Annotated in this window: 25 protein-coding genes; 9 read left to right on the top strand and 16 right to left on the bottom strand. The window is 71.5% G+C overall.

What is annotated here, in order from left to right; translation table 11 throughout:
• Positions 1 to 5: 5 nt before the first annotated feature.
• The 6 genes from BLV39_RS39875 to BLV39_RS39900 form a co-directional block, all read right to left on the bottom strand.
• Positions 6 to 1,403, bottom strand: coding sequence for a class II fumarate hydratase (locus BLV39_RS39875; RefSeq protein WP_090804298.1), 1,398 nt, complete (start codon positions 1,401 to 1,403; stop codon positions 6 to 8).
• Between the two features lie 65 nt (positions 1,404 to 1,468).
• On the bottom strand, positions 1,469 to 2,176 hold the full coding sequence (locus tag BLV39_RS39880) for a hypothetical protein (RefSeq protein WP_143050116.1): 708 nt from the start codon (positions 2,174 to 2,176) through the stop codon (positions 1,469 to 1,471).
• Position 2,177: 1 nt separating this feature from the next.
• Entirely contained in the window at positions 2,178 to 2,447 is a 270-nt protein-coding gene (locus tag BLV39_RS39885) for a type II toxin-antitoxin system TacA family antitoxin (protein ID WP_090804302.1), read from the bottom strand.
• A gap of 87 nt (positions 2,448 to 2,534) precedes the next feature.
• Entirely contained in the window at positions 2,535 to 4,199 is a 1,665-nt protein-coding gene (locus BLV39_RS39890; protein ID WP_090804304.1) for a fumarate hydratase, read from the bottom strand.
• A gap of 11 nt (positions 4,200 to 4,210) precedes the next feature.
• Positions 4,211 to 5,623, bottom strand: a complete 1,413-nt coding sequence (locus tag BLV39_RS39895; protein WP_239083650.1) for an outer membrane protein assembly factor BamB family protein — start codon at positions 5,621 to 5,623, stop codon at positions 4,211 to 4,213.
• A 72-nt stretch (positions 5,624 to 5,695) separates the two neighbouring features.
• Positions 5,696 to 6,202, bottom strand: a complete 507-nt coding sequence (locus BLV39_RS39900; protein ID WP_090804308.1) for an Lrp/AsnC family transcriptional regulator — start codon at positions 6,200 to 6,202, stop codon at positions 5,696 to 5,698.
• 118 nt (positions 6,203 to 6,320) lie between these two features.
• Here BLV39_RS39900 and hppD point away from each other — a divergent pair, with 118 nt between their 5' ends.
• The 4 genes from hppD to hisC are packed head-to-tail and all read left to right on the top strand — an operon-like array spanning position 6,321 to position 10,174.
• A complete protein-coding gene (gene hppD, locus BLV39_RS39905; RefSeq protein ID WP_090804310.1) occupies positions 6,321 to 7,517 on the top strand; it encodes a 4-hydroxyphenylpyruvate dioxygenase in 1,197 nt (398 codons plus the stop codon).
• A gap of 10 nt (positions 7,518 to 7,527) precedes the next feature.
• Positions 7,528 to 8,157, top strand: a complete 630-nt coding sequence (locus BLV39_RS39910) for an RDD family protein (RefSeq protein WP_176985334.1) — start codon at positions 7,528 to 7,530, stop codon at positions 8,155 to 8,157.
• Positions 8,154 to 9,098 (top strand): RDD family protein, encoded by a 945-nt coding sequence (locus BLV39_RS39915; RefSeq protein WP_239083651.1) that lies wholly within the window; start codon positions 8,154 to 8,156, stop codon positions 9,096 to 9,098. Before BLV39_RS39910 ends, BLV39_RS39915 begins: the two co-directional genes overlap by 4 nt.
• Positions 9,095 to 10,174 (top strand): histidinol-phosphate transaminase, encoded by a 1,080-nt coding sequence (gene hisC / locus BLV39_RS39920; protein ID WP_090804316.1) that lies wholly within the window; start codon positions 9,095 to 9,097, stop codon positions 10,172 to 10,174. The genes BLV39_RS39915 and hisC overlap by 4 nt, the downstream gene beginning before the upstream one ends.
• Here hisC and BLV39_RS39925 read toward each other — a convergent pair.
• Genes BLV39_RS39925 through BLV39_RS39935 form a run of 3 tightly spaced genes read right to left on the bottom strand, consistent with a single transcriptional unit; the run spans position 10,171 to position 13,476 of the window.
• Positions 10,171 to 11,421, bottom strand: coding sequence for an outer membrane protein assembly factor BamB family protein (locus BLV39_RS39925; RefSeq protein WP_176985335.1), 1,251 nt, complete (start codon positions 11,419 to 11,421; stop codon positions 10,171 to 10,173). The genes hisC and BLV39_RS39925 overlap by 4 nt on opposite strands.
• Before the next feature lie 10 nt (positions 11,422 to 11,431).
• Positions 11,432 to 12,643 carry a fumarylacetoacetase gene (fahA, locus tag BLV39_RS39930; protein WP_090804320.1) on the bottom strand — a complete coding sequence of 404 codons (1,212 nt, stop codon included), beginning with the start codon at positions 12,641 to 12,643 and terminating at the stop codon, positions 11,432 to 11,434.
• Positions 12,640 to 13,476 (bottom strand): hypothetical protein, encoded by an 837-nt coding sequence (locus BLV39_RS39935; protein ID WP_090804682.1) that lies wholly within the window; start codon positions 13,474 to 13,476, stop codon positions 12,640 to 12,642. The genes fahA and BLV39_RS39935 overlap by 4 nt, the downstream gene beginning before the upstream one ends.
• A gap of 113 nt (positions 13,477 to 13,589) precedes the next feature.
• Between BLV39_RS39935 and BLV39_RS39940 the strand changes: the two genes are divergently transcribed.
• Complete coding sequence (locus BLV39_RS39940) at positions 13,590 to 14,759, top strand: homogentisate 1,2-dioxygenase (RefSeq protein WP_090804322.1); 1,170 nt, start codon at positions 13,590 to 13,592, stop codon at positions 14,757 to 14,759.
• 54 nt (positions 14,760 to 14,813) lie between these two features.
• On the opposite strand, the gene BLV39_RS39945 is transcribed toward BLV39_RS39940, so the two are convergent.
• The 4 genes from BLV39_RS39945 to BLV39_RS39960 form a co-directional block, all read right to left on the bottom strand.
• Positions 14,814 to 15,767 carry a tetratricopeptide repeat protein gene (locus BLV39_RS39945; protein ID WP_143050117.1) on the bottom strand — a complete coding sequence of 318 codons (954 nt, stop codon included), beginning with the start codon at positions 15,765 to 15,767 and terminating at the stop codon, positions 14,814 to 14,816.
• 173 nt (positions 15,768 to 15,940) lie between these two features.
• The gene (ispF, locus tag BLV39_RS39950; protein WP_090804327.1) at positions 15,941 to 16,417 is read right to left on the bottom strand and encodes a 2-C-methyl-D-erythritol 2,4-cyclodiphosphate synthase; all 477 of its coding nucleotides are present in this window, start codon (positions 16,415 to 16,417) and stop codon (positions 15,941 to 15,943) included.
• Positions 16,418 to 16,426: 9 nt separating this feature from the next.
• The gene (gene ispD / locus BLV39_RS39955) at positions 16,427 to 17,119 is read right to left on the bottom strand and encodes a 2-C-methyl-D-erythritol 4-phosphate cytidylyltransferase (RefSeq protein ID WP_090804329.1); all 693 of its coding nucleotides are present in this window, start codon (positions 17,117 to 17,119) and stop codon (positions 16,427 to 16,429) included.
• A 38-nt stretch (positions 17,120 to 17,157) separates the two neighbouring features.
• Positions 17,158 to 17,643: a CarD family transcriptional regulator gene (locus tag BLV39_RS39960; RefSeq protein ID WP_089253673.1), complete on the bottom strand. Its 486-nt coding sequence runs from the start codon at positions 17,641 to 17,643 to the stop codon at positions 17,158 to 17,160.
• A gap of 383 nt (positions 17,644 to 18,026) precedes the next feature.
• On the opposite strand from BLV39_RS39960, the gene BLV39_RS39965 reads away from it, so the two are divergent.
• Positions 18,027 to 18,836: a hypothetical protein gene (locus BLV39_RS39965; protein WP_090804331.1), complete on the top strand. Its 810-nt coding sequence runs from the start codon at positions 18,027 to 18,029 to the stop codon at positions 18,834 to 18,836.
• A gap of 134 nt (positions 18,837 to 18,970) precedes the next feature.
• Positions 18,971 to 19,132, top strand: a complete 162-nt coding sequence (locus BLV39_RS43455) for a hypothetical protein (RefSeq protein WP_176985336.1) — start codon at positions 18,971 to 18,973, stop codon at positions 19,130 to 19,132.
• 43 nt (positions 19,133 to 19,175) lie between these two features.
• Here BLV39_RS43455 and BLV39_RS39970 read toward each other — a convergent pair whose 3' ends face one another.
• Genes BLV39_RS39970 through BLV39_RS39980 form a run of 3 tightly spaced genes read right to left on the bottom strand, consistent with a single transcriptional unit; the run spans position 19,176 to position 22,122 of the window.
• Complete coding sequence (locus tag BLV39_RS39970) at positions 19,176 to 20,234, bottom strand: type III polyketide synthase (RefSeq protein WP_090804684.1); 1,059 nt, start codon at positions 20,232 to 20,234, stop codon at positions 19,176 to 19,178.
• The gene (locus tag BLV39_RS39975) at positions 20,216 to 21,379 is read right to left on the bottom strand and encodes an acyl-CoA dehydrogenase family protein (protein WP_373315301.1); all 1,164 of its coding nucleotides are present in this window, start codon (positions 21,377 to 21,379) and stop codon (positions 20,216 to 20,218) included. Before BLV39_RS39975 ends, BLV39_RS39970 begins: the two co-directional genes overlap by 19 nt.
• On the bottom strand, positions 21,376 to 22,122 hold the full coding sequence (locus BLV39_RS39980; protein ID WP_090804335.1) for a methyltransferase domain-containing protein: 747 nt from the start codon (positions 22,120 to 22,122) through the stop codon (positions 21,376 to 21,378). The genes BLV39_RS39975 and BLV39_RS39980 overlap by 4 nt, the downstream gene beginning before the upstream one ends.
• Before the next feature lie 64 nt (positions 22,123 to 22,186).
• Between BLV39_RS39980 and BLV39_RS39985 the strand changes: the two genes are divergently transcribed.
• Both BLV39_RS39985 and BLV39_RS39990 read left to right on the top strand, forming a co-directional pair.
• Positions 22,187 to 23,026, top strand: a complete 840-nt coding sequence (locus BLV39_RS39985) for a UbiA family prenyltransferase (protein ID WP_090804337.1) — start codon at positions 22,187 to 22,189, stop codon at positions 23,024 to 23,026.
• A 125-nt stretch (positions 23,027 to 23,151) separates the two neighbouring features.
• The gene (locus BLV39_RS39990) at positions 23,152 to 23,856 is read left to right on the top strand and encodes a hypothetical protein (protein WP_090804339.1); all 705 of its coding nucleotides are present in this window, start codon (positions 23,152 to 23,154) and stop codon (positions 23,854 to 23,856) included.
• Positions 23,857 to 23,862 lie beyond the last annotated feature (6 nt).

A 23,862-nucleotide genomic window follows, 5' to 3' on the forward strand; every position in this document is an offset into this window, starting at 1 on the left:
ACCCCTTACGGGCGGGTCATGCGCAGGACGTCCAGGAGTTCGTCCAGCTCCGCCTCGGAGATCTTTCCGCTGGCTACATGGCCGCGGTCCACGACCACCGCGCGAATGGACCGGCCGCTGGCCAGCGCCTCCTTCGCGATGGCGGCCGCCTCGTCGTAGCCCAGGTGCCGGTTCAGCGGGGTGACGATCGACGGCGAGCCCTCCGCGTACGCACGGGCCACCTCCTCGTTCGCCGCCAGCCCGACGACGCACCGGTCCGCGAGCATCCGGCTCGCCGCGGCCAGCAGCCGCACCGACTCCAGGATGTTGCGGGCCATCACCGGGAGCATGACGTTGAGCTCGAAGTCGCCCTGTGAGCCCGCGAACGCGATCACCGCGTCGTTGCCGATGACCTGCGCGGACACCTGGCGTACCGACTCGCAGACCACCGGGTTGACCTTGCCCGGCATGATCGACGAGCCGGGCTGCAGGTCGGGGATCCGCAACTCGCCCAGACCGGCACGCGGCCCCGAGCCCATCCACCGGATGTCGTTCGCGATCTTGTACAGGCCGATCGCCACCGTCCGCAACTGTCCCGACGCCTCGACCAGGCCGTCCCGGGCTCCCTGCGCCTCGAAGTGGTCGCGTGCCTCGGTCAGCGGCAGCCCCGTCGCGTCGCGCAGCCGCTCGATGACCGCCGCCGCGAAACCGGGCGGCGTGTTGACGCCGGTGCCGACCGCGGTGCCGCCCAGCGGCAGTTCCGCGAGCCGCGGCACGGACGACTCCAGCCGGGCGATGCCGTTGCGGACCTGGGCCGCGTACCCGCCGAACTCCTGACCCAGGGTGACCGGCGTGGCGTCCATCAGGTGGGTGCGCCCGGCCTTGACCACGGTCGCGAACTCGTCGGCCTTCGCGGACAGCGCCGCCCCGAGGTGGGCGAGCGCCGGAATCAGCTCGTTGACCACGGCCTCGGTGGCGGCGAGATGGATCGACGACGGGTACACGTCGTTGCTGGACTGCGACGCGTTGACGTGGTCGTTGGGGTGCACGTCGCGACCGATCTCGCGGGCCGCGAGGGTCGCGATCACCTCGTTGGCGTTCATGTTCGACGAGGTACCGGACCCCGTCTGGAAGACGTCGATCGGGAACTGGTCGTCGAACCCACCGCCGGCGACGTGCGCGGCGGCGACCTGGATCGCCGTCGCCAGGTCTGCGTCGATCACGCCGAGCGCACCGTTGACGGCGGCCGCGGCCCCCTTGATCTGCGCGAGCGCCCGGATGTTGCCGGGTTCGATCCCCCGCCCGGACACCGGAAAGTTCTCGACCGCCCGCTGTGTCTGCGCCCGCCACAACGCCTCGGCCGGCACCCGTACCTCACCCATGGTGTCCCGCTCGACGCGGAACCCGTTCTCCTCGGTCACCACTCCATCCTGCCCCCACTACCGGAAGCACGCAGAGTGATCCATACCGCTCATTGGCGCGGCCGAGATCAGTCCACGTCGAACGGATCTCGGCCGAGCGCTGTCTTGATTGCCTCGCGGAGCGAGATCAACGTTGCGGGATCTGTCGCGTCCGCCCGGTTCTCGAGCTCGTGGGCGATCGCCCGCAGTTCGTCGGCCGAGACGACGATCGGGACTGCCTCGCCCCGCGGTGTCGACAGCACGAGACCCGCCAGCGCACCTTGATTGCTTACGGTCAGCATGCCCATGCTCAGCGCTCGCTTGGCGGTCTCGACCTTCATGACCAACCGCAAAGGGTCACCCTTGATCGGCTGGAAGCCGCGCCGCTGGTAGTACTCGGCCACCCGATTGTTGATCGCGTCCACCACGATCAATCGACCACCGGCGGCCGTCGCCGCTTTGGTGATGAGCTCCATCGCGTCGAGTAGGAGGTCATCGCTGAGCTGCTGCCCTTGCAGGGACCGATCAAGGGCAAATCGAGTCAGGAGGTACGCGGGAACGACGCTGAAGCCGCCCGCTTGGCCGCCGGTCAGCCCGGCTCGCTCAACCTGCGTCGGTGCGACCGAGTAGTAGGCGACGACCTCGTCGCTGTCCTCTCGTGTCCAAACGTAGGTCCGCGAGGTGCCAGCAAGCTGCGCACGGTGAGCCTGCTTGGCGAGCCACTCGTCGAGAGCCGGTTCACCGCACTCGAACTGGCGCAGCTTGTGATGATCTTTCAATCGACTCGAAAGAAACACTTCACACCCGTCGGAAACGCCTGGGCCGATTCGCGATTTCAGTGAGCGCTGGGGCCTCGTCTGCCTCGTCAAGCGACGAGATGAGCAGATCGAATTGCTCTGCGGGCATTACGGTGCGGTGTGCCCTGGCGAGAACCCTGTCCGCTTCCGCACGTGCCGAACGCACCATGAAAGCAGACACGGGTTCGCCAAGTAGCTCGGCCGCTTCGGAGATGCGTGACTTGCTGGCTTCGTCGGCTCGCACCTCGATGCGCTCAGTCTTGGAACTCATCCGAGACTCCATCCGTCGTGCGGTGTACCCAACCCACTGTACGGCGAATGTACGGCACGTCCTAACGAAATGCGTGACCCGCGGTTGCTACCGCCTGCCGATCGTCAAAGTTGGCTTGGTGACTTCCGCGAAGAAGTCGTTGCCCTTGTCGTCCACCACGATGAAGGCCGGAAAGTCCTCGACCTCGATCTTCCAGATCGCTTCCATGCCGAGCTCCGCGTACTCCAGCACCTCGACGTGCTTGATGCAGTCCTGGGCCAGCCGCGCCGCGGGGCCGCCGATCGAGCCCAGGTAGAAGCCGCCGTTGTCGGCGCAGGAGCGGGTCACCTGGGACGACCTGTTGCCCTTCGCCAGCATCACGTGGGAGCCGCCGGCCTCCTGTAGCCGCGCGACGTACGAGTCCATCCGCCCGGCCGTGGTCGGCCCGAACGAACCCGACGCGTACCCTTCGGGCGTCTTCGCCGGGCCGGCGTAGTACACAGCGTGGTCGCGCATATAAGCGGGCAGCGGCTTGCCCGCGTCCAAGAGCTCGAGCAGCTTCGCGTGCGCGATGTCCCGGGCGACCACCAGCGGGCCGGTCAGCGACAGCCGGGTCTTCACCGGGTACTTCGACAGCTCCGCGCGAATCTCGGACATCGGCCGGTTGAGGTCGATCTTGACGACCTCGGTCGCGTCGAGGTTTTCGTCGGTGACCTCCGGCAGGAAGCGGGCCGGGTCGGTCTCCAGGCGCTCCAGCCAGACGCCGGACGGGGTGATCTTCGCGACGGCCTGGCGGTCGGCGGAACAGGAAACGGCGATCGCGACCGGGCACGAGGCGCCGTGTCGGGGGAGGCGGACGACCCGGACGTCGTGGCAGAAGTACCGGCCGCCGAACTGGGCACCGATGCCGAACTCGCGCGTCAGCTCCAGCACCTCGGCCTCCAACGCGACGTCGCGGAAACCGTGTGCCGACAGGGAGCCTTCAAGCGGCAACCCGTCCAGGTACTTCGCGGACGCCAGCTTCGCCGTCTTCAGCGCGTGCTCCGCCGAGGTGCCTCCGATGACCACGGCCAGGTGGTACGGCGGGCAGGCGGAGGTGCCGATCAGCCGCAGCTTCTCCTCCAGGAACTGCATCATCCGAGTCGGATTGAGCAGCGCCTTCGTCTCCTGGTAGAGGAACGACTTGTTGGCCGAACCGCCGCCCTTGGCCATGAACAGGAACTTGTACGCGTCGGCGTGCCCACCCGGGTCCTCGGCGTACAGCTCGATCTGCGCCGGGAGGTTGGTGCCGGTGTTGCGCTCTTCCCACATGGTTATCGGCGCGAGCTGCGAATAGCGCAGGTTCAACCGGGTGTACGCCTGGTAGACGCCCCGGGCGATGGCTTCCTCGTCGGTGCCGTCCGTGAGGACGTGCCGGCCCCGCTTGCCCATCACGATCGCCGTGCCGGTGTCCTGGCACATCGGCAGCACGCCGCCGGCCGCGATGTTGGCGTTGCGCAGCAGGTCGAGCGCGACGAAGCGGTCGTTCGGGGATGCCGCCGGGTCGTCGATGATGGAACGGAGCTGGGTCAGGTGCGCCGGGCGCAGATAGTGGGCGATGTCGTGCATCGCCTCGGCAGTCAGCGCGGTGAGCACCGCCGGGTCGACCGTCAGGAACTGCCGCCCGCCGGGGCCATTGACGACGTCGACACCCTCGTCCGTCACCAGCCGGTAGTCCGTCAGGTCGTCGCCCGTGGGCAGCAACGGGGAGTAACGAAACGCGGCGTCGCTCATGAGCGGCTAGCTTAGTTGCCCTTGCAGACCTCTTGTTTGGGGCCGCCGCAGTTGTCGTCGTCATTGCCCGGGTTGCCCGAATTGCCGCCTGCGGGCGGTACGGCGGGCACTCCGCCGCCGCCCTGGAACAGCAGGTAGGCCAGGTCGCGACCGCTCACGATGATCATGCCGGCCGGGCCGACGGCGAGTACGTCGGCGTCCGAGCGCACATTGACCAGTTCCGCGCCGGTGCCCGGGTTGACCGCGATGATCCGGTCGGGCTTCTCGTCGACCACCACGACCGCGGGCGGGGTCAGCGCGACGCTACTGCGCGGCGCCGCCGGTCGCTGCCAGCGGCCCTTGCCACCTAGCTCCACGGTGCGCACGACACCGCCGTCGGCGGTACGCACGACCGCGTACCGGTCGTCGACACCCAGCAGGTGCTCGCCGGGTGCGCTGGTGAACAGGATCCGGCCGTCGTACGCGTCGATCACCAGCTCCCGGGCGTCGGCCGCGACCCCGACGACGACGTTGCGGCCACCGGCCGGGTCGTCCCGCTGCGCGCATCCGCCGTCCTTCGCGGTGCGCAGGTTGATCCCCGCGTTGCGCCACACCTCGCCACCGGTCGCCGCGTCAGACGCGACCACCGAGAAGTAACAGGTGCCGTCGGCCGACACGGCCTTGATCCGCAGCACCCGGCCGCCGACCACCACGACCCGCTCGTCGCGCTCCGGCTCGAGCTCGCGGACCACCTGGCCGGCGGCGGTGTCGACGATGAAGACGCGGTTGTCGATCGGCAGCCCGAGCATCGGCGGCATCAGGTCCGGGCCGGCGGCGTTGTCGTCGATCCGCCTGGCGGTCATCGGTTGGGTGCCGAGGATGTCGGGGTTGTCGGCGAACAGCACGAACCCGATGCCGGGGATCTCGACGCTCCACAGTGGCGTGCTGCCGCGCGGGTCCCAGGCGGTCAGCGTGCAGTCCTCCGGGCCGTGGCAGCGCACGTCGAGCAGGCCGTTGCGGTAGGTCCAGACCGCCCGCGCCTCGGTGTCCTTGCGGCGCAGCGAGCCCGTCATCGGGTCGACGACCTCGTACCCCTTGACCAGCAGCTTGCCGGTGACCACGACGGCGTTGTTGCCCTCGCCGGCGACCGCGGCCCAGTCGGCCTTGTGCTCCCAGAGCTGCGCGCCCGAGCCGAGGCCGCGCGACTCGACGAGCGTGCGGTGCTCGATGATCACCGCTCCGCCCGCGATGGTGCCGCTGCGCGGGGTGCCGCCGAGGCGCTGCTGCCACACCGGGGCCGGGGTCGTCATCGAGCTGGAGGTGCTGACCATCGCCCCGACCTTGTCGAGCAGCGGATCCAGCACGCCGGTGAAGTAGCCCACGACGAGGAGGACCGCCACGAACGCGGCCCAGCACTTCACACAGGGGCCCTTACCCCTAGCCACCGGCACACCGTAGCCACGCGCCGACAGGAGATCGGGGACGGCGATTAACCCGTGTCGATCGGATTTGCGAGATTAATCCGCGTCTGCTGCCGGGGCACCGTCGGCGGCGGCCGCCACCAGCGGCAACACCCGGAACGCGATCTGCTCCGTCAACGAGATGATCGTCGACGCGCGGGCCACCGCTCCGTGCGCGACGATCCGGTCGATCACCCGTTGCAGGTCCGCGTTGGACCGGGCGACGACCCGGCACATCAGGTCGCCGGAGCCGGTGATGGTGTGCGCCTCCAGCACCTCGGGGATGCGCGACAGGTGCACCGCGACCGGGTCGTGCCCCTGCCGCTGACTGATCTCCAAGGTCACGAAGGCGGTCACACCGTAGCCGATCGAGGCCGGCTCGATCTCCGGGCCGAAGCCGCGGATCACGCCCCGGGCGACGAGCTTGTCGAGCCGCGCCTGCACGGTGCCGCGAGCCACCCGCAGCCGCCGCGCGCATTCGAGCACACCGATCCGGGGCTCCGCCGCCAGCAGTTTGATCAAGGCAGCGTCCAGGCCGTCGAGCTGGACAATTTGCGACGTCATTTCGCCCATCCTCCGGACGGATTGCACAACCTGCTTAGACAATTCTAGGACAGTTGACCAGCCGCTGCGTGGCAGGTGACGCTCGGCGAAGACGGCAGCCACACGAGGGGAGTCGATGATGACTCAGGCGCTAAACGACATCGACCAGGCCACCGCGGACCGGTTGATCGGGGCGGTGGCGCACGACATCGCCGACGACCCGTTCCCGGTCAAGGGCCTCGACCACGTCCTGTTCCTGGTCGGCAACGCCAAGCAGGCCGCCCACTACTACTCGACCGCGTTCGGCATGACCTGCGTCGCCTTCCGCGGCCCGGAACAGGGCTTCCGGGACTACGCCGAGTACGTGCTGACCAGCGGCGCCGCCCGCTTCGTGTTCCGTGGCGCGGTGCGCCCGGACGCGGCCGACGCGCAGCACGTGGCCCGGCACTCCGACGGCGTGGTCGACATCGCGCTGGAGGTGCCCGACGTCGACGCCGCCTTCGCGTACGCCGTCAAGCAGGGCGCCACCCCGCACACGAAGCCCACCGACGTCAGCGACGAGCACGGCACGGTCCGCTATGCCGCGATCGAGACCTACGGCGACACCCGGCACACGCTGATCGACCGCTCCGGCTACACCGGCCCGTTCCTGCCGGGCTTCGTGGCGCGCCAGCCGATCGTCGACCGCTCCGCCGCCATCGCGGCCGGTGTGCAGCCCAAGCGCTACTTCCAGGCTGTCGACCACGTCGTCGGCAACGTCGAGCTCGGCAAGATGGACCACTGGGTCGAGTTCTACAAGCGGGTCATGGGCTTCACCAACATGGCGGAGTTCGTCGGTGACGACATCGCGACCGACTACTCGGCGCTGATGTCCAAGGTCGTCGCCAGCGGCACCCGCAAGGTGAAGTTCCCGCTCAACGAGCCCGCGGTCGCCCGCAAGAAGTCGCAGATCGACGAGTACCTCGAGTTCTACGACGGTCCGGGCGCGCAGCACATCGCGATCGCCACCAACGACATCCTGAGCAGCGTCGACGCGATGCGTGCGGCCGGGGTGGAGTTCCTGGAGACGCCCGACTCCTACTACGACGACCCGGAGCTGCGGGCGCGGATCGGCACCGTGCGCGTGCCGATCGAGGAGCTCAAGGCGCGCAAGATCCTGGTCGACCGCGACGAGGACGGCTACCTGCTGCAGATCTTCACCAAGCCCGTGCAGGACCGCCCGACGGTGTTCTTCGAGCTCATCGAGCGCCATGGTTCGCTCGGCTTCGGCAAGGGCAACTTCAAGGCGCTGTTCGAGGCGATCGAGCGGGAACAGGACGCGCGCGGCAACCTGTAACACTGTCGGGATGCACCCCGACCCCCAGGCAACACCCGGCGCGCGGGACCCGCGCCAGCCCGGGCCGGCGGGCCAACTGCCGGCCGGCCCGGGCCACATACCTATCCAGCCGGGGTACGCCGGACCGCCGCCACCGTGGCAACCACGGATCGGCCCGACCGGCCATCCGCTGGCGAGCTTCGGCGACCGGTTCCTCGCGTACCTGATCGACAGCTTGATCCTCGCCCTGGCCAGTTTCGTGGTCGCCTGCCCGGTCATGATCTTGATGTTCGCCACGGTGCTGAACGACGGCGGCGAGCGCAACGAGCTGACGGGCGGCACGATCGTGGCGCTGGTGGTGGGCTACGGCGCGCTGTTCGTGTTCCAGTTCGTCTTCAGCTACCTCTACTTCGTGGAGTACCAACTGCGATCCGGACAGACGGTCGGCAAGCGGGTGATGTCGCTGCGGGTGCTTCCGATCAGCGGCCGGCCACTCGACCGCGGGGCACTGGTCCGCCGCTACCTGGTGCAGTTCGTCGCCGGCGGGTTCGTCCCGTTCTTCGGCTTCGTCGATGGTCTCTGGCAACTGTGGGATCAGCCGCTCCAGCAGACCCTCCACGACAAGGCGGCCGAGACAGTGGTAGCTAAGGTCGTGCAGTGAGCTCAGTGCCCCCGGGTTGGTACAAAGACCCAGCCGAACCGACGACCCAGCGCTATTGGGACGGTGAAGGCTGGATCGGCGCGCCTCTTCCCGCCGACGCGACGCCACCCGACGGCCCACCGGAGCTGCCGCCACCGCCGGAGCCGCAGACCCCGCCCGCGGACGCGGCGCCCGTCTCGCCCGGTGTGCCGGCGCCCGCACAGACCCCCGGCTACAACGCCTACCCCGGCTACGGCACCCCGCCGCCCGCCAACGGGCACCCGGGTCAGGGCCAGGCCTACGGGCACGCCGGCTACGGCGTGCCGGGCGGTCCCGCGTACCCGCCGGTGCAGACCCTCCAGCAGCCGGCGGTCGCGCCGATCGGTGTCCCGCTGGCCTCCCCCGGCCTGCGGCTGGTCGCCCGGTTGATCGACGTCGCCGCTGTGCTGCTGCTCAACGTCGTGGTCAACGGCTGGTTCGTCTACCAGTACGTCCAGGAGATCGCGCCGTTCTACCGGGAGTTCAACGCCCGCGCCCAGGACGGCGAGTCGTTCGGCTCGCTGATGCAGATGGCGCCCAGTGCCGAGGCCAGCCGGCTGCAGCTCGTGATCCTGATCATCGCCTGCGCCCTCTGGTTCGCCTACGAGGTGCCGGCCGTCGCCAACACCGGCCAGACCCTGGGCAAGCGCGTGGTCGGCCTGCGTGTCGTCCGCGTCGACGGAGCTCCCAAGCTGGGCTTCGGCCGCTCGCTGCGCCGGTGGAACCTGCTCGGCCTGCCGATGCTGTTCTGGACCTGCTGCGTCGGCTTCATCTGGCAGATCGTCGACTGCTTCTGGCTGACCGTCGACCGCCCGCTGCACCAGGCGCTGCACGACAAGGCCGCCCGCACGGTCGTGGTCGTCGCCAACCCCCGCCCGCCGGCCGGCGCCAGCCCGCCGCAGACTCCTGGAGGCTCGTCATGACCCCCCGACTCACCCGGGCCGACCTCGACGCGCTGCCCAGCTACGTGCCCGGCCGCAGCCCCGCCGATCTGGCCCGCGAGCTCGGCCTGCCGCAGGCGATCAAGCTGGCCAGCAACGAGGTGCCGTACGGCCCGCTGCCCGGGGTCGTCGAGGCGATCGCGGAGGCCGCGGCCAACTCGCACCGCTACCCGGACATGGGCGTCGTCGAGCTGCGCGAGGCGTTCGCGGCTTCGCTGGGTGTCGACGCCGAGCGCGTCGCCACCGGCTGCGGTTCGGTCGCGCTGGCCGAGCACCTCGTGCGGGCCACCTGCCTGCCCGGCGACGAGGTCGTCTACTCGTGGCGCTCGTTCGAGGCCTACCCGATCATCGCGGCCACCGCCGGTGCCACCAGCGTGCGCGTACCCAACACCGGCGCGCACGGCCACGACCTGAAGGCGATGTCGGCGGCGATCACCGACCGGACCCGCTTGATCTTCGTCTGTAGCCCCAACAACCCCACTGGCACAGCGATCAGCCGCGCCGACCTCACCCGCTTCCTCGACTCCGTGCCGGACGACGTGCTGGTGGTGCTCGACGAGGCGTACCGCGAGTTCGTGACCGACCCCGACGTGCCCGACGGCCTTGAGGCGCACGGCCACCGCCCGAACGTGGCCGTGCTGCGCACCCTGTCCAAGGCCTGGGGCCTGGCCGGTCTGCGCGTCGGCTACCTGGTCGCCCAACCGGTGGTCGCCGCGGCCGTGCGCAAGGTCATCACGCCGTTCTCCACCAGCGCCGTGGCCCAGGCCGCCGCGCTCGCCGCGCTCCAGCAGGCCGACGAGGTCGCCCGCCGGTGCGCCCTGGTGATCGCCGAGCGCGACCGGGTCACCACCGCGATCCGTGCGCTCGTGCCGGACGTGCCGGACTCGCAGGCCAACTTCGTCTGGCTGCCGCTGGGCGCCGGCTCCGCCGAGTTCGCGGCCGCCTGCGAGAAGCAGGGCGTGATCGTCCGGCCGTTCCAGGGCGACGGCGTACGCGTCACGATCGGCACCCCGGAGGAGAACGACGCCTTCCTGACGGCGGCCGTCTCCGCGCTCTAGACCACGGCGAGGATGACCGGCTGGGCGTCGAAGTAGTAGTCGGCGTCGTCCTTGGCCGTCAGGTCCGCGAGGCGTTCCGTCAGCAGATAACCGCCGGCCGTGTACGAGTAGCCGGGCGCCCAGTCGGTCTTCTCGGCGAAGTAGGTGTACCGGAAGCGGGAGACCTCGGCGCCCGAGGTGGCGTCGAGGGTGACCAGGTCACGGTCGGCGGTGAGCACGTAGACCCGCCGGTCGGCCGCGGCCAGGATCGTGGCACCGGGCGCATCGAGGTCGCGCCGCCAGACCTGCGTGCTGTCCATGCCCGCGGTCGCGGTGACCGCCGCGCCCTCGATGGTGACCGCGAGCCCGTTGACCAGGAAGGCGCCCGGCGACGCGAGCCGGGCCGGCGCCGTGGAGTCGCTGGCCGCCGGTCCCACTGGGCGGGTCACACCCCCGGACAGGAGCCAGGCGCCGCCGCCCACCCGCACGCCCCCGCAGGCCGTGCGCGGCGCGGTGCAGCCCAGCGGTTCGAGCACCGTCTCGTTGGTCGTCGCCACGTCGATCGTGCCCGCGTCGTCGCCGGTGCCGGCGTCGAACAGCCGGACTGCCTTGGCGCACGGGCTCAGCACCGCCACCCGGCCGTCGGCGGTCGTGAAGCCGGTCGGGTCGGCGCCTCCGGGACAGGCCTCGGCCGGCGTCTGCCAGCCGGCCACGCCGGTCGCCGCCGCGTACGTCCGCGTGCTGGTCGGCCCGGCCACCACGACCGTGTCACCGGAGACGAACAGGCCCGCCGGCGCGTAGACGGTCTGCGCTCCGGTGCGCCGGCCGGCGTACACCGTTGACACGGGTTTCTCGCCCGTGGCCCGCCAGATGTCGCGCCCGGTGCGGGCGTCCAGCCCGACGAGCACCCCGTCGGACCAGCGGGTCACCACCGTGCCGCCGGCGGAGACCACCCCGACGAGCTCGGCCGGCCAGCGCCGGAACGACCAGTAGGGCGTGTTGAGATAGCGCGAGTCGACCGGGCCGTCGGCGCGGACCTGGCGCTTGTCGGCGACCACCCGCAGCCGGCCGTCGACGATCAGGGGCGCGCCCGGCAGCGTGCCGAGCACGGCCGGGGGGCGCGAGGTGGGCGCCGCGGGATAGCCGGTGGTCGGCTCGGCCAGCACCTCACCGGGGGCGAACACCCGATAGACGACGAGGCCGGCGCCCGCGACCAGCACGAGGCCGGCGAGCACCGCGACCACCCGGCGCCGGGCCGCTCCCACCACGGTGGGCACCCTACCGGGGTGGTGCACCGGCCGGGACGATGGTGCCCCGCACCTCGCCGAGCCCGACCGTGATGCCGTCCGGTCCGGGCGCGGTCGCGCTGATCGTCACGGTGTCGCCGTCTTCGAGGAAGGTGCGCTTCACCCCGGCATCGAGCCCGACCGGCTCGGCGCCACCCCAGGTCAGCTCGAGGAACGAGCCGGTCTCGGAGCGGTCCGGCCCGGAGATCGTCCCGGACGCGTAGAGGTCGCCCGTGCGCACCGAGGCGCCGTTGACGGTCAGGTGGGCAAGCTGCTGCGCCGCGGTCCAGTACATGCCGGCGAACGGTGGCCGGCTGACCACCGTGCCGTTCCAGTCGACCTCGAGCCGGAGGTCGAGGCCGAGGTGCGGGACGTCGCGCAGGTACGGGAGCACCGGCGGGTTCTGCTCCGGTGCCGGCACCCAGGCGTCGGCCAGCGCGTCGAGCGGCACCACCCAGGGCGAGACCGAGGTGGCGAAGGACTTGGCCAGGAACGGGCCGAGCGGGCGGTACTCCCAGGCCTGGAGATCGCGGGCGGACCAGTCGTTGACCAGCACGATGCCGAAGACGTGGTCGGCGAACCGGTCGACGGGCACGGGCGCGCCCGGCGCCGACGGGACACCGACCACGAAGCCGACCTCGGCCTCGATGTCGAGCCGCGTCGACGGGCCGAAGACCGGGCCGTCTGGGGTGGCCCGCTGGCCGCTGGGGCGGATCACTGGGGTGTCGGAGACGACGACCGTGCCGGCCCGGCCGTGGTAGCCGATCGGCAGGTGCCGCCAGTTGGGCAACAGCGGTTCGTCGTCGGGTCGGAAGATCCGGCCGACGTTGGTGGCGTGGTGCTCGGACGAGTAGAAGTCGACGTAGTCGCCGACCTCGAACGGCATGACCAGCTCGACCTCGGCCAGCGGCAGCAGCAGCGGCTCGACCGCGGCGCGGTGGCCCGCGTCGGTGAGCAGGTGCGTGATCCGAGACCGGACGGCGCTCCACTGCGGGCGGCCCAGGGCGAGGAACGGGTTGAGCGTCGGTGCGCGCAGCGCGCCTCCGGCGAGCACCAGCCCGGCCGCCTCGGCGGCGTCGAGGTCGAGCAGCAGGTCGCCGATCCGCACCCCGATCCGCGCCGGGCGGTCGCCCTGTCGGAACACCCCGTACGGCAGGTTGTGCACGCCGTAGGGCGAGCCCTGCGCACCCGGAACCCAGGTCATCCCTCGTATCCCCCGTTCACCAGACCGAGCCTGATCAGGTCGGTCAGGGGCTCGATCATGCTGCACGAGCCGAACCCGACCCACAGCCCCCTCGGCTGGTGGCGGCGGGCGCGGACGGGCTCGATCAACGGCACGGCGTCGATCGCGGCGAGCAACTCGGCCACGTCGGCCACCTCGCCGCCGTCGAGCGCGAGGGCGGTGCCGGCCAGCACGTTGAGGAAGCCGTGGTGGGTGAAGCCGGTCTCCGGGTCGGCGTGCCGGAGCGCATGGTGCAGCCCGGCCGTCAGCTTGAACGGCAGCTCCCGCTCGCGGCAGGCGCAGATCACCGCGGCCAGCTCGACCGGGGTCGGGAACAGCTCGGCGGCCAGCCCGCCGGTGCGGAACTTCGCCGCCACCCGGGCTCCGCTCGCCCGGGCCGTCGCGATGGTGTCCAGTCCGGCCAGCAAGCCGAAGGTCAGCGGGATCTCGGCGTACACGTCTATCTCGGGTTGGCGGGCGGCCAGGTCGAGCACGCGGGCGAGGCCGGGCTGCGGGTCCTCGCCCCGCTTGGCCACGGCCGCCTCGATCTGGCGTACCACCACGCGCGGGTCGTCGGGCACGCCGAGCCGGTCGATCGGCAGGTCGCCGATGATCCCGATGTCTAGCCGCTCGGCCGGGTCCAGCAACCCGGTCAGAGCGTCGACCGACGTGGCCGGCACGAGCAGGGGGCCGACCAGCTCCGCGTACCAGGCGGCCCGATGTTCGCGGTGTGCCGTGACCGCGTCGGGCAGCGCGGCGTTACCAGGCGGGAACACCGCCGCGTCGTCGATGAGCCGATGGAACAGCGGGGCGATCAACGGCTGGTCGGTGGGTGTCCGGCGATCGGTTGACACGGTTACTGAACTTAGTGGACGCTACAAGAAACGGACAATGGCGTCCGATTATCGGACGCGGCCGGGAGGTCGACATGCCCTACTACCGCAGCGTCGGCGAGGTGCCCCGCAAGCGGCACACCCAGTTCCGGCAGCCTGACGGCGGCCTGTACGCCGAGGAGCTGATGGGGCAGGAGGGCTTCTCGTCTGATTCGTCGCTTCTCTACCACCGTGCGATGCCGACCGCGATCGTGGCCGCCGAGGAGTTCGACCCGCCCGCCTGGAGCCGCACGCCCAACCGCCCGCTCAAGCCGCGGCACCTGCGCACCCACAAGCTCGACACGGCCGGGGCCGACCCGGTGCTGGGCCGGGCGCACCTGCTCGCCAACGACGACGTGCGGATCTCGTACGTGACCGCCGAGCGCCCCTCCCCGCTCTACCGCAACGCGGTCGGCGACGAGTGCCTCTACGTCGAGGCCGGCGCGCTGCGGGTCGAGTCGACCTTCGGGGTCCTCGACGCGGTCGCCGGCGACTACGTGATCATCCCGACGTCGGTGATCCACCGCCTCGTGCCGGTTGGCGAGGAGCCGCTGCGGTTGCTGGCGATCGAGGCGACCGGACATATCGGGCCGCCCAAGCGCTACCTGTCGGTGCGCGGCCAGTTTCTCGAGCACTCGCCCTACTGCGAGCGCGACATTCGCGGTCCGGGCGTTCCGCTGCTCGAAGAGGGCACCGACGTCGAGGTGCTGGTGCAGCACCGGCGCGGCTGGACGAAGCACGTCTACGCCAACCACCCGTTCGACGTGGTCGGCTGGGACGGACACCTCTACCCGTGGGCGTTCTCGATCCACGACTTCGAGCCGATCACGGGCCGGGTGCACCAGCCACCGCCGGTGCACCAGACCTTCCAGGGCCCGAACTTCGTGATCTGCTCGTTCGTGCCGCGCAAGGTCGACTACCACCCGCTGTCGATCCCGGTGCCCTACAACCACCACAACGTCGACTCGGACGAGCTGCTGTTCTACACCGGCGGCAACTACGAGGCCCGCCGCGGCTCCGGAATCGAGCAGGGCTCGATGTCGCTGCACCCGTCGGGCTTCACGCACGGCCCACAGCCCGGTGCCGCCGAACGGTCGATCGGCATCGACTACTTCGACGAGCTGGCGGTCATGGTCGACACCTTCCGCCCGCTGGACCTCTGCGACGCGGCCCTGACCTGCGAAGACACGGGCTACGCCTGGACCTGGTCCGGACGGCAGGCCTAGGCCCTGTTTCAGGACTGGGCCCGCCGCGGACCGGCTTCAGTCCTGAAACAGGGCCTAAAAGCGCATCCGGGAGACGACCGCGATCGCCGCCACGGCGGTCGTGGCCAGGGCGGCGGCCACCGCCCAGGGTGAGCCGACGGCGCCGTACACGATGACGCTCAGCGGGCCGGCGACCGTCGCGCAGCCGGCGACGGTCGAGGCACGGTCGCCACGCAGCATCTCGCGCGGCGATCCCGGCAGGCGGGTGGCGAACAGCGCCACCAACCCCAGACCCGTCAGGCCGAGCAGCACCGCGACCACCCGGGACGTGCCGGGGTGCACCTGGTGCAGCACCGCTGCCAGCATCGCGACCGGCACGGTGAAGACGCCGACGTAGAGCGCCAGCCAGCCGATCGCGGTGGCCGGCGTGGGTCGCAGGTCGCGAGCCTGCGGCGGGGGCACGGCATAGCGGCCCAACTGGCCGGCTGCGGACGCGAGCGCCGGGTCGAGCCGCAGGGCCTCGTCGCGGGCCCGCTCGGCGATCTCCTTGAGCTCGAGGCGGCCGGCGATACCCGACAGCACGAGGTGAGCCTTGGCGTCCTGCGGTGCCAGCGCGACCGCGTGCCACGCGGCGTCGAGGGCGCGCTGCCCGTTGCGCGCCTCGCCGAGGATCGCGGCACCGTGCAACTGGGCGAACGGGTCGTCCGGCCCCCCGTCGAGGATTCGTTCGGCCACCGCCGCGGCCTCTTTGAACCGGCGTAGCTGTATCAGCGCCTCGCCCTCGGTCACCTGCGGCGGGACGGCGGCCGGGTGGGCGGCGAACGCCCGCTGCGCAGCCGCGAGGGCGGGCTCGGGTCGCCCGGCGGCGAGCTGGATCGCGGCGAGCAGGGCCAGCGCGACGCCGTCCTCGGGGTCGGTGGCGAGCTTCGGGTCGAGCTCCGCCACGGCCTCGTCGAAGTGCCCCAGGTCGGCGAGCAGCTCGGCCCGGCGCAGATGGCCTTCGGTCGGATCGGCATCCATGCTCGACACGCGCCGAGCGTAGCTTGCGACGATCAGGAACGGCTGTAGAGCTGAGCCACGGCGGCCGGCCCCTCAGCCGAGCCGGGCCCGTCGATCGCCGTCAGGAACGGCCGTGCAGCAACGCCACGGCGATGCCGGGCAGCCCCCGAGCGCCCGGTCAGGCCGAGGCCCGTCGATCGCCGTCAGGAACGGCCGTGCAGCAGCGCCACGGCGATGCCGGCCAGCCCCTCACCGCGGCCGGTCAGGCCGAGACCGTCGGTCGTCGTGCCGGAGACCGTGACGGGTGCGTCGACCGCGGCACCCAGCGCTTGTTGCGCCTCCGCGCGGCGCGGACCGATCTTGGGTCGGACGCCGACGACCTGGATCGAGATGTTGCCGATCTCGAAGCCGGCCGCGCGCACCAGCCGAGCGGCCTCGCCCAGCAGGGCCACCCCGGAGGCGCCGGCCCACTCCGGCCGGTCGACGCCGAAGTTGCTGCCGAGGTCGCCGAGGCCCGCCGCGGAGAACAGCGCGTCGCAGGCGGCGTGCGCGGCGACATCACCGTCGGAGTGGCCGGCGAGGCCGTCGACGCCCGGCCAGAAGAGGCCCGCCACCCAGCACTCGCGGCCCGCGCCGAAGGCGTGCACGTCGGTGCCGATGCCCACCCGAGGAAGCTCCACGCGGGCAGCCTATTCGGTGGCCAGCAGGTGCTCCGCCAGCAGCAGGTCGAACGGGCGGGTGATCTTCATGGCGTGGTCGGAGCCGGGCACACAGGTCACCCGTACCCCCTGCTTCTCGACCAGGCCCGCGTCGTCGGTCAGCGGGTCGACGGCGGCGGCGTGCGCGGCGGCGAGGATCTGCCGGCGGAAGCCCTGCGGCGTCTGCACGGCGCGCAGCGGCGCCCGGTCGACGGTGCCGCGCACCGCGTCGTCCGGGCCGACTTCCTTGATCGTGTCGACCACGGGCAGCACCGGGATCACGGCGTCGGCGCCGGCCCGGACCGCTCCGGCGACGGACTCGACCAGGTCGGGCGGCACGAGGGCACGCGCGGCGTCGTGGACGAGCACGATCGGGACGTCCGGGGGCACGGCGGCCAGCGCGGCGGCGACGGACGCCTGGCGGTGTGCGCCGCCCGCGACCACCGTGACGGGTGCGACCGATGCGAGCATGGCCCGCACGGCGGCCACCTCGTCGGGTGGCGCGGCGACCACAATCACGGCGACGGAGGGCGCTTGGCAGATCCGGCGCAGCGCGTGCACCAGCAGCGGCTCACCGCCGAGCAGGCGGAGCGCCTTGGGTGCGCCGGGACCCAGCCGGGTGCCACTGCCCGCAGCCGGAACGAGGACCGCGACGTCACCGCGCGGGTTGAGCTGCGCGGTCACGTCGCGGTCCTCGCGAGGAGTTGATCTGTGAGCGGACGTCAGGCTTCGGTCAGCACCTTGTCGAGGAGCATCTCGGCCTCGTCCTTGGTGCTCTTCTCGGCAAGGGCGACCTCGCCGACCAGGATGTCGCGCGCCTTGGCGAGCATGCGCTTCTCACCCGCCGAAAGGCCCCGCTCCCGCTCGCGGCGCCAAAGGTCACGCACGACCTCAGCAACCTTCAGCGGGTTGCCCGAAGCCAGCTTCTCCAGGTTTGCCTTGTAACGCCGTGACCAGTTGGTCGGCTCTTCGGTGTGCGGAGCACGGAGCACATCGAAGACCTTGCCCAGGCCCTCTTCCCCGACCACCTCACGCACGCCAACGATCTCGGCATTCTCGGCGGGCACCCGCACCGTCAAGTCACCCTGAGCGACCCTGAGAACGAGGTAAAGCTTTTCCTCGCCCTTGACGACCCGGGTCTCGATTGCCTCGATGAGTGCGGCCCCGTGGTGGGGGTAAACAACGGTCTCGCCGACACTGAAAACCATAGGTTCGAAACCCCTTTCGCTGTGTCTAGGGTAACACGCGGGAGCACCGATGTCCCATCCCGGTCCTGACCGTTAGTGCAGCTCAGAGGGCTTGTGACAGGTCTTTCTTAGGCTTGACACGCTCCGCGCCGGCCGATTCCAACACGCTGAGTAACCTTCGGGTTACCAATCCGCAGGGGCCTCGTCGATATCGGACGTGAATGCTTCCCACCTCTAAGGGTAACCCGCAAGGGTCGTGGCGCGCCCGGGTGCGGATGGACACAGGCCCGCAAATCAAGATCCAATCACGCCCATCTCAGGTTGAACGGTGGCGTTCGTTCGACTCGTACGCCACTCTGGAGATAGACGCGACTTCGGGCGCGATCAAAGGCTCAGGGGGCGGCATGGGCGGTGACGGCGGGCCTTTCGACGAGCTTCCGGAGCTGCCTCCTGACGTACAGATTCCTGACGACGCGGCCGAGCTCGCCGAGGAGGCCGCACAGGTCCGGCGGGAGCTGCGCGAGGAGCGCGTCGGCGGGTCGCGGTCCGGCTCCCGGATCTTCGCCGGCGGCGGGTTCCGCGGCAGCGTCCCGCCCGACGGCGCACACACCGCGACCGAGCCGGCGTCGCTGCGGATCCCGTTGCTGATCATGACGGCCGCCCTGCTGGCCGCGGTGATCAGCCTGTTCGCGGCGGCCTGGCCCAACGAACGGCGCGTCCTGCCGAACCCGGCCTCCGCGAGCTCGTCCGGTCGGGCCGCCCCGACCAGCCTGACCCGCACCGTGCCCGCGGTCGACCTGCTCGACGAAGCCGGCAACACCGTGCCGCTGGGGTCGCTGCTCCCGGCCGTGCTGATCCTCGCCGACGACTGCCCGTGCGCCACCGCGATCGCGGGCATGGCACCGGCCGGGGTGGCAGTCGTCGCCGTGAGCGTCGGCAAGAACAGTGCGTCACCGCCGACCGCGTCCGCTCCCCCGCCGACCGCGTCCGCACCGCCGGCCTCGACCGCGACGCTGCCCGGGCCCGTGAACGCCACCGTGCGCCGGCTGCGCGACCCGGCCGGCGGGCTCGCCCCGCTCCTGGAAGCCTCGACGTCCGGCACGGCCACACCGGTCGCCCTGGTGGCCCGCTCCGGCGAGATCACCTCGATCGTCGACAGCGCCACACCCAGCAGCGCGTACGCCGCGGATCTCGCGCTTCTACCGAGCCGCTAGCTAGGTATGCCTAGGCCGGCGTAAGGACCCTTGTAAGCACCCGCGGGCCGGCAAGTTAGGGAATCGCTCCCGATGTCCATGGGTCCGTCGCGGCCGAAGATTGATACATCAAGGCAGACCGTTCAAGGAGACGCATGATGTATCAGAACCCGGAGTTCCTGCTCACCCTCGCCCACGACCACCAGCGCGAGCTGATCGCGGAGGCCGACCGCAAGCGGCTCTTCGCCCGGATCACCCGTGCTCGGCGGGCCGAGCGCACGTCCCACGCGCGCTCCACTCGGGGGCCGTCCCACTGAGGCCACCGGCCGGCGCGCGTTCGCGCCGGCCGGTGTCGTCGTCTCAGCCGGCGTTTCTCAACAGCAGCGACGCGTAGAGCGTCAGGCCCGGCCCGAACGCGAGCGTGACAATCCGCTCGGGCGGGCGGACCCGCCTCCGCAGTCGTTCCACGATCAGCAGCACGGTCGGCGAGGAGCAGTTGCCGTTCTCGGCCAGCGTCTCCCGCGACGCGGCCATCTGCTCGACGCTGAGCTCGAGCTCCCGCTCGACCACGTTGAGGATGCGCGGCCCGCCCGGGTGCACCGCCCAGCCGTCCACGTCACCGCGGCTCAGCCCGTGCCGGGCCAGCAGGTCGTCGACCAGGGTCCGCACGTGCAGCGCGAGCACCTGCGGCACCTTCGGCGACAGACCCATCCGGAAGCCCAGGTCGGTGACGTCCCAGGTCATGTGGTCGGCGGTGGCGGTGTCGGTGACCGAGGCGACCTCGGCCAGCTGATAACCGGGACCGTCCGGCCGAACCACCACGGCGGCCGCCGCGTCCGAGAACAGCGCGTGCGCCACGATCTGCTGGGTGTCGAACCGGGTCGTCGACGGCTGGATGTGCAGGCCGGTCAGCTCGGCACAGAGCAGCAGCGCGGGCCGGCCCCGCGCGGTCACGTAGTCGCTGACCGCACCGAGCCCGGGCAGCGCCGCGTAACAGCCCATGTGCCCGATGAACAGCCGCTGCGTCGCCGGTGCCATGCCGAGGTCACGACTGAGCAGGATGTCGAGGCCAGGCGTGACGTAGCCGGTGCACGAGCAGACCGCGAACAGCCCGATGTCGTCGATCGACATGTCCGCGTCGATCAGCGCCCGACTCACCGCCTCCTTGCCCAGCGGCAGCGCCTCGACCAGATAGCGCTCCATCCGCTTCGCGGTCGGCCAGTCGGAGACGTCTTCGATCAGCGGGTTGACGCACGCCTGCCGGGTGACCACGCCCGCGTTCGCGAAGATCCGTTCGGCCAGCGGACGGGCGGAGGCCGGAAAGTGCTCCCGGAAATAGCCGTCCCACAGCTCCGTCTGCTTGGCACCTGGCGGCAACGCCAGCCCGATGCCGCCGATGGTCACCACCGAGGAGCCGATCCGTCGTGGTCCGGGTCGCCGCCCAGCGCCGCGATGCCGAGCCAGTCGGCGCACACGTCGGAGGTCGCCGGGTGCAGTGAGCCGCACCTGGCGTCGCGGTAGAGCCGCTCGAGTGGATGGCCGCGCCGGGTCGCCGACGTGCCCGCCGCCTCCAGCATCGACGCGGCCACCTCGGCCGCGGTCGTGCCGGCGAGCAGCTTCGCGCGCCACACCCAACGGTTCGTCTCCGTCTCCCCAGGTTCCTCGTCGACCCGGCGGGCGGCCTCGGCCACCACGAGCCGGGCGGCGGCGACCGCGGCGTCGGCGCGGCCGACCCGGGCCCGCACCGCCGGCAGGTGGGTCAGCTTGCGTGCGTTGAGGTGTTCGACGGCGGCGTCGATCGACGCCTGCGCGACGCCGACGTAGACGGCCGCGTAGCTCGCGATCAGCCAGTGCGGCATGAGCTGGGCTACCACCAGCGCCAGCCCTTCCATGCCGCCGAGCAGCCGGTCGGCCGGCACGGTCACGTCGAGGTGCAGGTCGTGCGACGAGGTCGCGCGCATGCCCAACGAGTCCCAGGTCTGTTCCACCTGGAGCCCTGGGCTGTCGGCCGCCACCAGGAACTGCGAGACCACCGACTGGTCGCCGATGCTGCGGGCGGCGACCAGGTAGGCGTCGGCGTGCCCGGCACCCGAGCAGAACGTCTTCGCGCCCTTGAGGTGGTAGCCACCCTCGACCTGCTCGTAGGTGGTGGCGAGCTGCGACAGCCGGGAGCCGGCACCGCGCTCGCTCATGGCCACGCCGTACCAGGCACCGCCCGCCGCGTCGGCCAGCAGCCGGTCGCGGGCGGCCAGCGCGCTGTCCGGCAGGCCCAGCGAGTCGGCCAGTTCCGCCGTGACCGCGCCCAGTGCCCCGGTCACCGACGCGTGCATGTTGAACACCAGCGCCGACGCGCCGTTGCCGCGGGCCAGCTCGTACGCCACCGCCGTGTACTCGGCGAAGCTGGCGCCTCCACCGCCGAGCGCGGTGGGCACCATCAGCCCGAAGAGCCCCGCCGACCGCAGATCGGCGAAGTCGTCGACGGGAAAGCCACCCGCCCGGTCGTAGTCACCCGCGCGGGCCGCCATCCGCGGCGCGACCCTGCGCGCCGATTCAAGCGCGTTCACCACTTGCCACCTCCGGCTACCGGCAATGCGATTGGGTCTTTCATGCCGCGCCCCTGGTAGAGCACGGCAGTGCTGGCGACGGGAACGATCCGTCGCCGACCGGGCCGCGGGGAACGGCCGGCCAGCCAACCGGCGACCGCCGGCAGCGACGGCCGGATGCCGCGCACCTCCAGGCGCACGCCGTGCCCCGCGCACAGCCCGGTGAGCCGGACAGGGTCCACGAACAGACCAGGATCGTGGATGCCCCGTGGCGCCCGCGGCATGCGCTCGGCGATGTGCACGGCGAGGACCCGGCTGACCGCGGTGTCGTTGAGCGTGTCGAGCAGCAGCAGCCCACCGGGTCGCAGCACCCGGCACAACTCCGCGACGGTGCCGGGCAGGTCGGGCACGTGTTCGAGCAGCTCGCCGGCGACCACGACGTGCGCGCTGGCGGTCGCGAGCGGGATGGCCGCCGCGTCACCCACCAGCGGCGTGACGCCGTGGCTGGCCGCCTGCTCCAGGGCCGAGGGCACGAGGTCGACGCCGACGTGGTGGTAGCCGTGGTCGCGCAAGTGCGGCGCGAGCAACCCGGCACCGCAGCCGACGTCGACCAGCACGGCGCCGGGCTCGGCGGCCGGCGGCACGAGCCGGGCCCGGGCCTCGGCGAGCCAGTGCAGCATCGCGAAAGGACCGTCGAGCCGCCACCACTCGCCCGCGAGGTCGTGGTACTGGCGCGGGTCGTTCCGAGGCCGCGGTAGCCGCATTTCCCAAACGGTACAGGCAGGTCATGCCTGGCACGACCACTGACGAACCGGCAGACTTCGGGTCATGCCAAGCTCGTTCCGGGCGCTCGTGCGCGCCTCGCATCCGGAGCCCGCGGTCGCGGTCACCACCGTCACCGCGTTGCTCGCCTGGGGTGTGGGCCACGACGCCGCCGGGATCGCCAAGACGGCCGGGGCGATCTTCGCCAGCCAGCTCGCGATCGGCTGGGTCAACGACTGGCTCGACGCGGGCCGGGACCGCGCGGTCGGGCGGGCCGACAAGCCGGTCGCCACCGGCGCGATCGACCGCGTGCTGGTCGGCCGGTGCGGGCTCATCGCCACGGTGGCCTGCGTGCTGGTCGCGCTGACCACCGGCTTCCCCGCCGCGCTGTTGATGATCACGGCCCTGGTCTCGGCGCTGCTCTACAACTGGCCGCTGAAGCTGACGCCGTTCTCCGTGCTCCCGTACGCGGTGTCCTTCGGTCTGCTCCCGGCCTTCGTGGTGGTCGCGCTGCCCGGCTCGCCCGCGCCACCGGTCTGGCTCGTGCTGGCCGGCGCGCTGCTCGGCGCGGGCGCGCACTTCGCTAACGCGCTGCCCGACCTCGAGGACGACGACCGGACCGGCGTACGCGGCCTGCCGCAACGAATCGGCCCGGCCGGCTCCCGGCTCACCGCCGCCGTGCTGTTGTTCGCCGCCACCGTCGCGCTGGTCGCCGGGCCGGCCGGTCCGCCGTCGTGGTCCGGCGTCGCGGCCGTCCTCGTCGCGGTGGTGGTGCTGCCCCTCGGCTGGTACGCGGGCCGCGCCGCGGCCGTCCGCGGTGGCCGCCCGGTGGCGATGTTCCGGGCCGTGATGGCGGTGGCCGTGATCGACGTCATCCTGCTGGTCGCGAGCGGTCGCGTGGTGTGACCAGTCGGGCGCGCGGCGCGCTGCTCGCGGGTCGATCGTCCACGGCGGATCACGTCCCACTACCCTGGAGCGCGGCCTGCCGGAGCGGCCCGGCCGCGACCAGACGCATTGCGAGGAGGAGCGACGTGACGCGCTCGAAGTTCGGGACCCGCCGTCGCGCGGTGCTGCTCGCCGGCCTGGCCGTGGCAGCATCCGCGAGCCTGTTGCTGACGGGTTGTGGCTCGGGCCAGACCTCGTCGACGGCCGACACGGTGCCGGCGATCGACGGCATCGACGCCGACCTCAACGCGGCCAACGGCGGCACCTACAGCGTGCGCAACATGACCGTCGACTTCAAGGTGGAGGGCTACCCCACCGGGTCCGACGCGCGGCTCGCGCTGGCGCTCTACAACAACACCAACTCGCCGGTGACCGTGCGGGTGAGCAGCCCGGCCGCGGAGTCCGTGCGCCTGGTCAACCCCAGTGCGACGCCGAGCCCGGTCGTGCAGCCGGCCGCCACCGCGACGCCGAGCGCCGGTGCCACCGGCACGCCGACGCCGACCGCTCCGGCCGCGCCGCCGGCCCCGGCCCAGGTCGGTGGCCCCGCCGAGATCACCATCCCGCCGGCCGGCTTCGTGCAGCTCAACCAGCAGAAGGGCAGCTACCTGCTGCTGACCGGGCTGACCGGGGACCTCAACGACGGCAACTCGGTGCCCGTGGTGTTCGACTTCAACGGCCAGCAGCTCACCGCCAACGCCGGGCTGGCGGTGCCGCTCTCGCCGCTGCCGCGCGGCCCGAAGGTGGTTCCCGACGAAGGCCACGAGGCCGACGTCGCGCCCTTTGAGAGCTGACCTGTC

Origin of the sequence: Asanoa ishikariensis, assembly GCF_900107455.1 — a bacterium.
GTDB lineage: Bacteria > Actinomycetota > Actinomycetes > Mycobacteriales > Micromonosporaceae > Asanoa > Asanoa ishikariensis.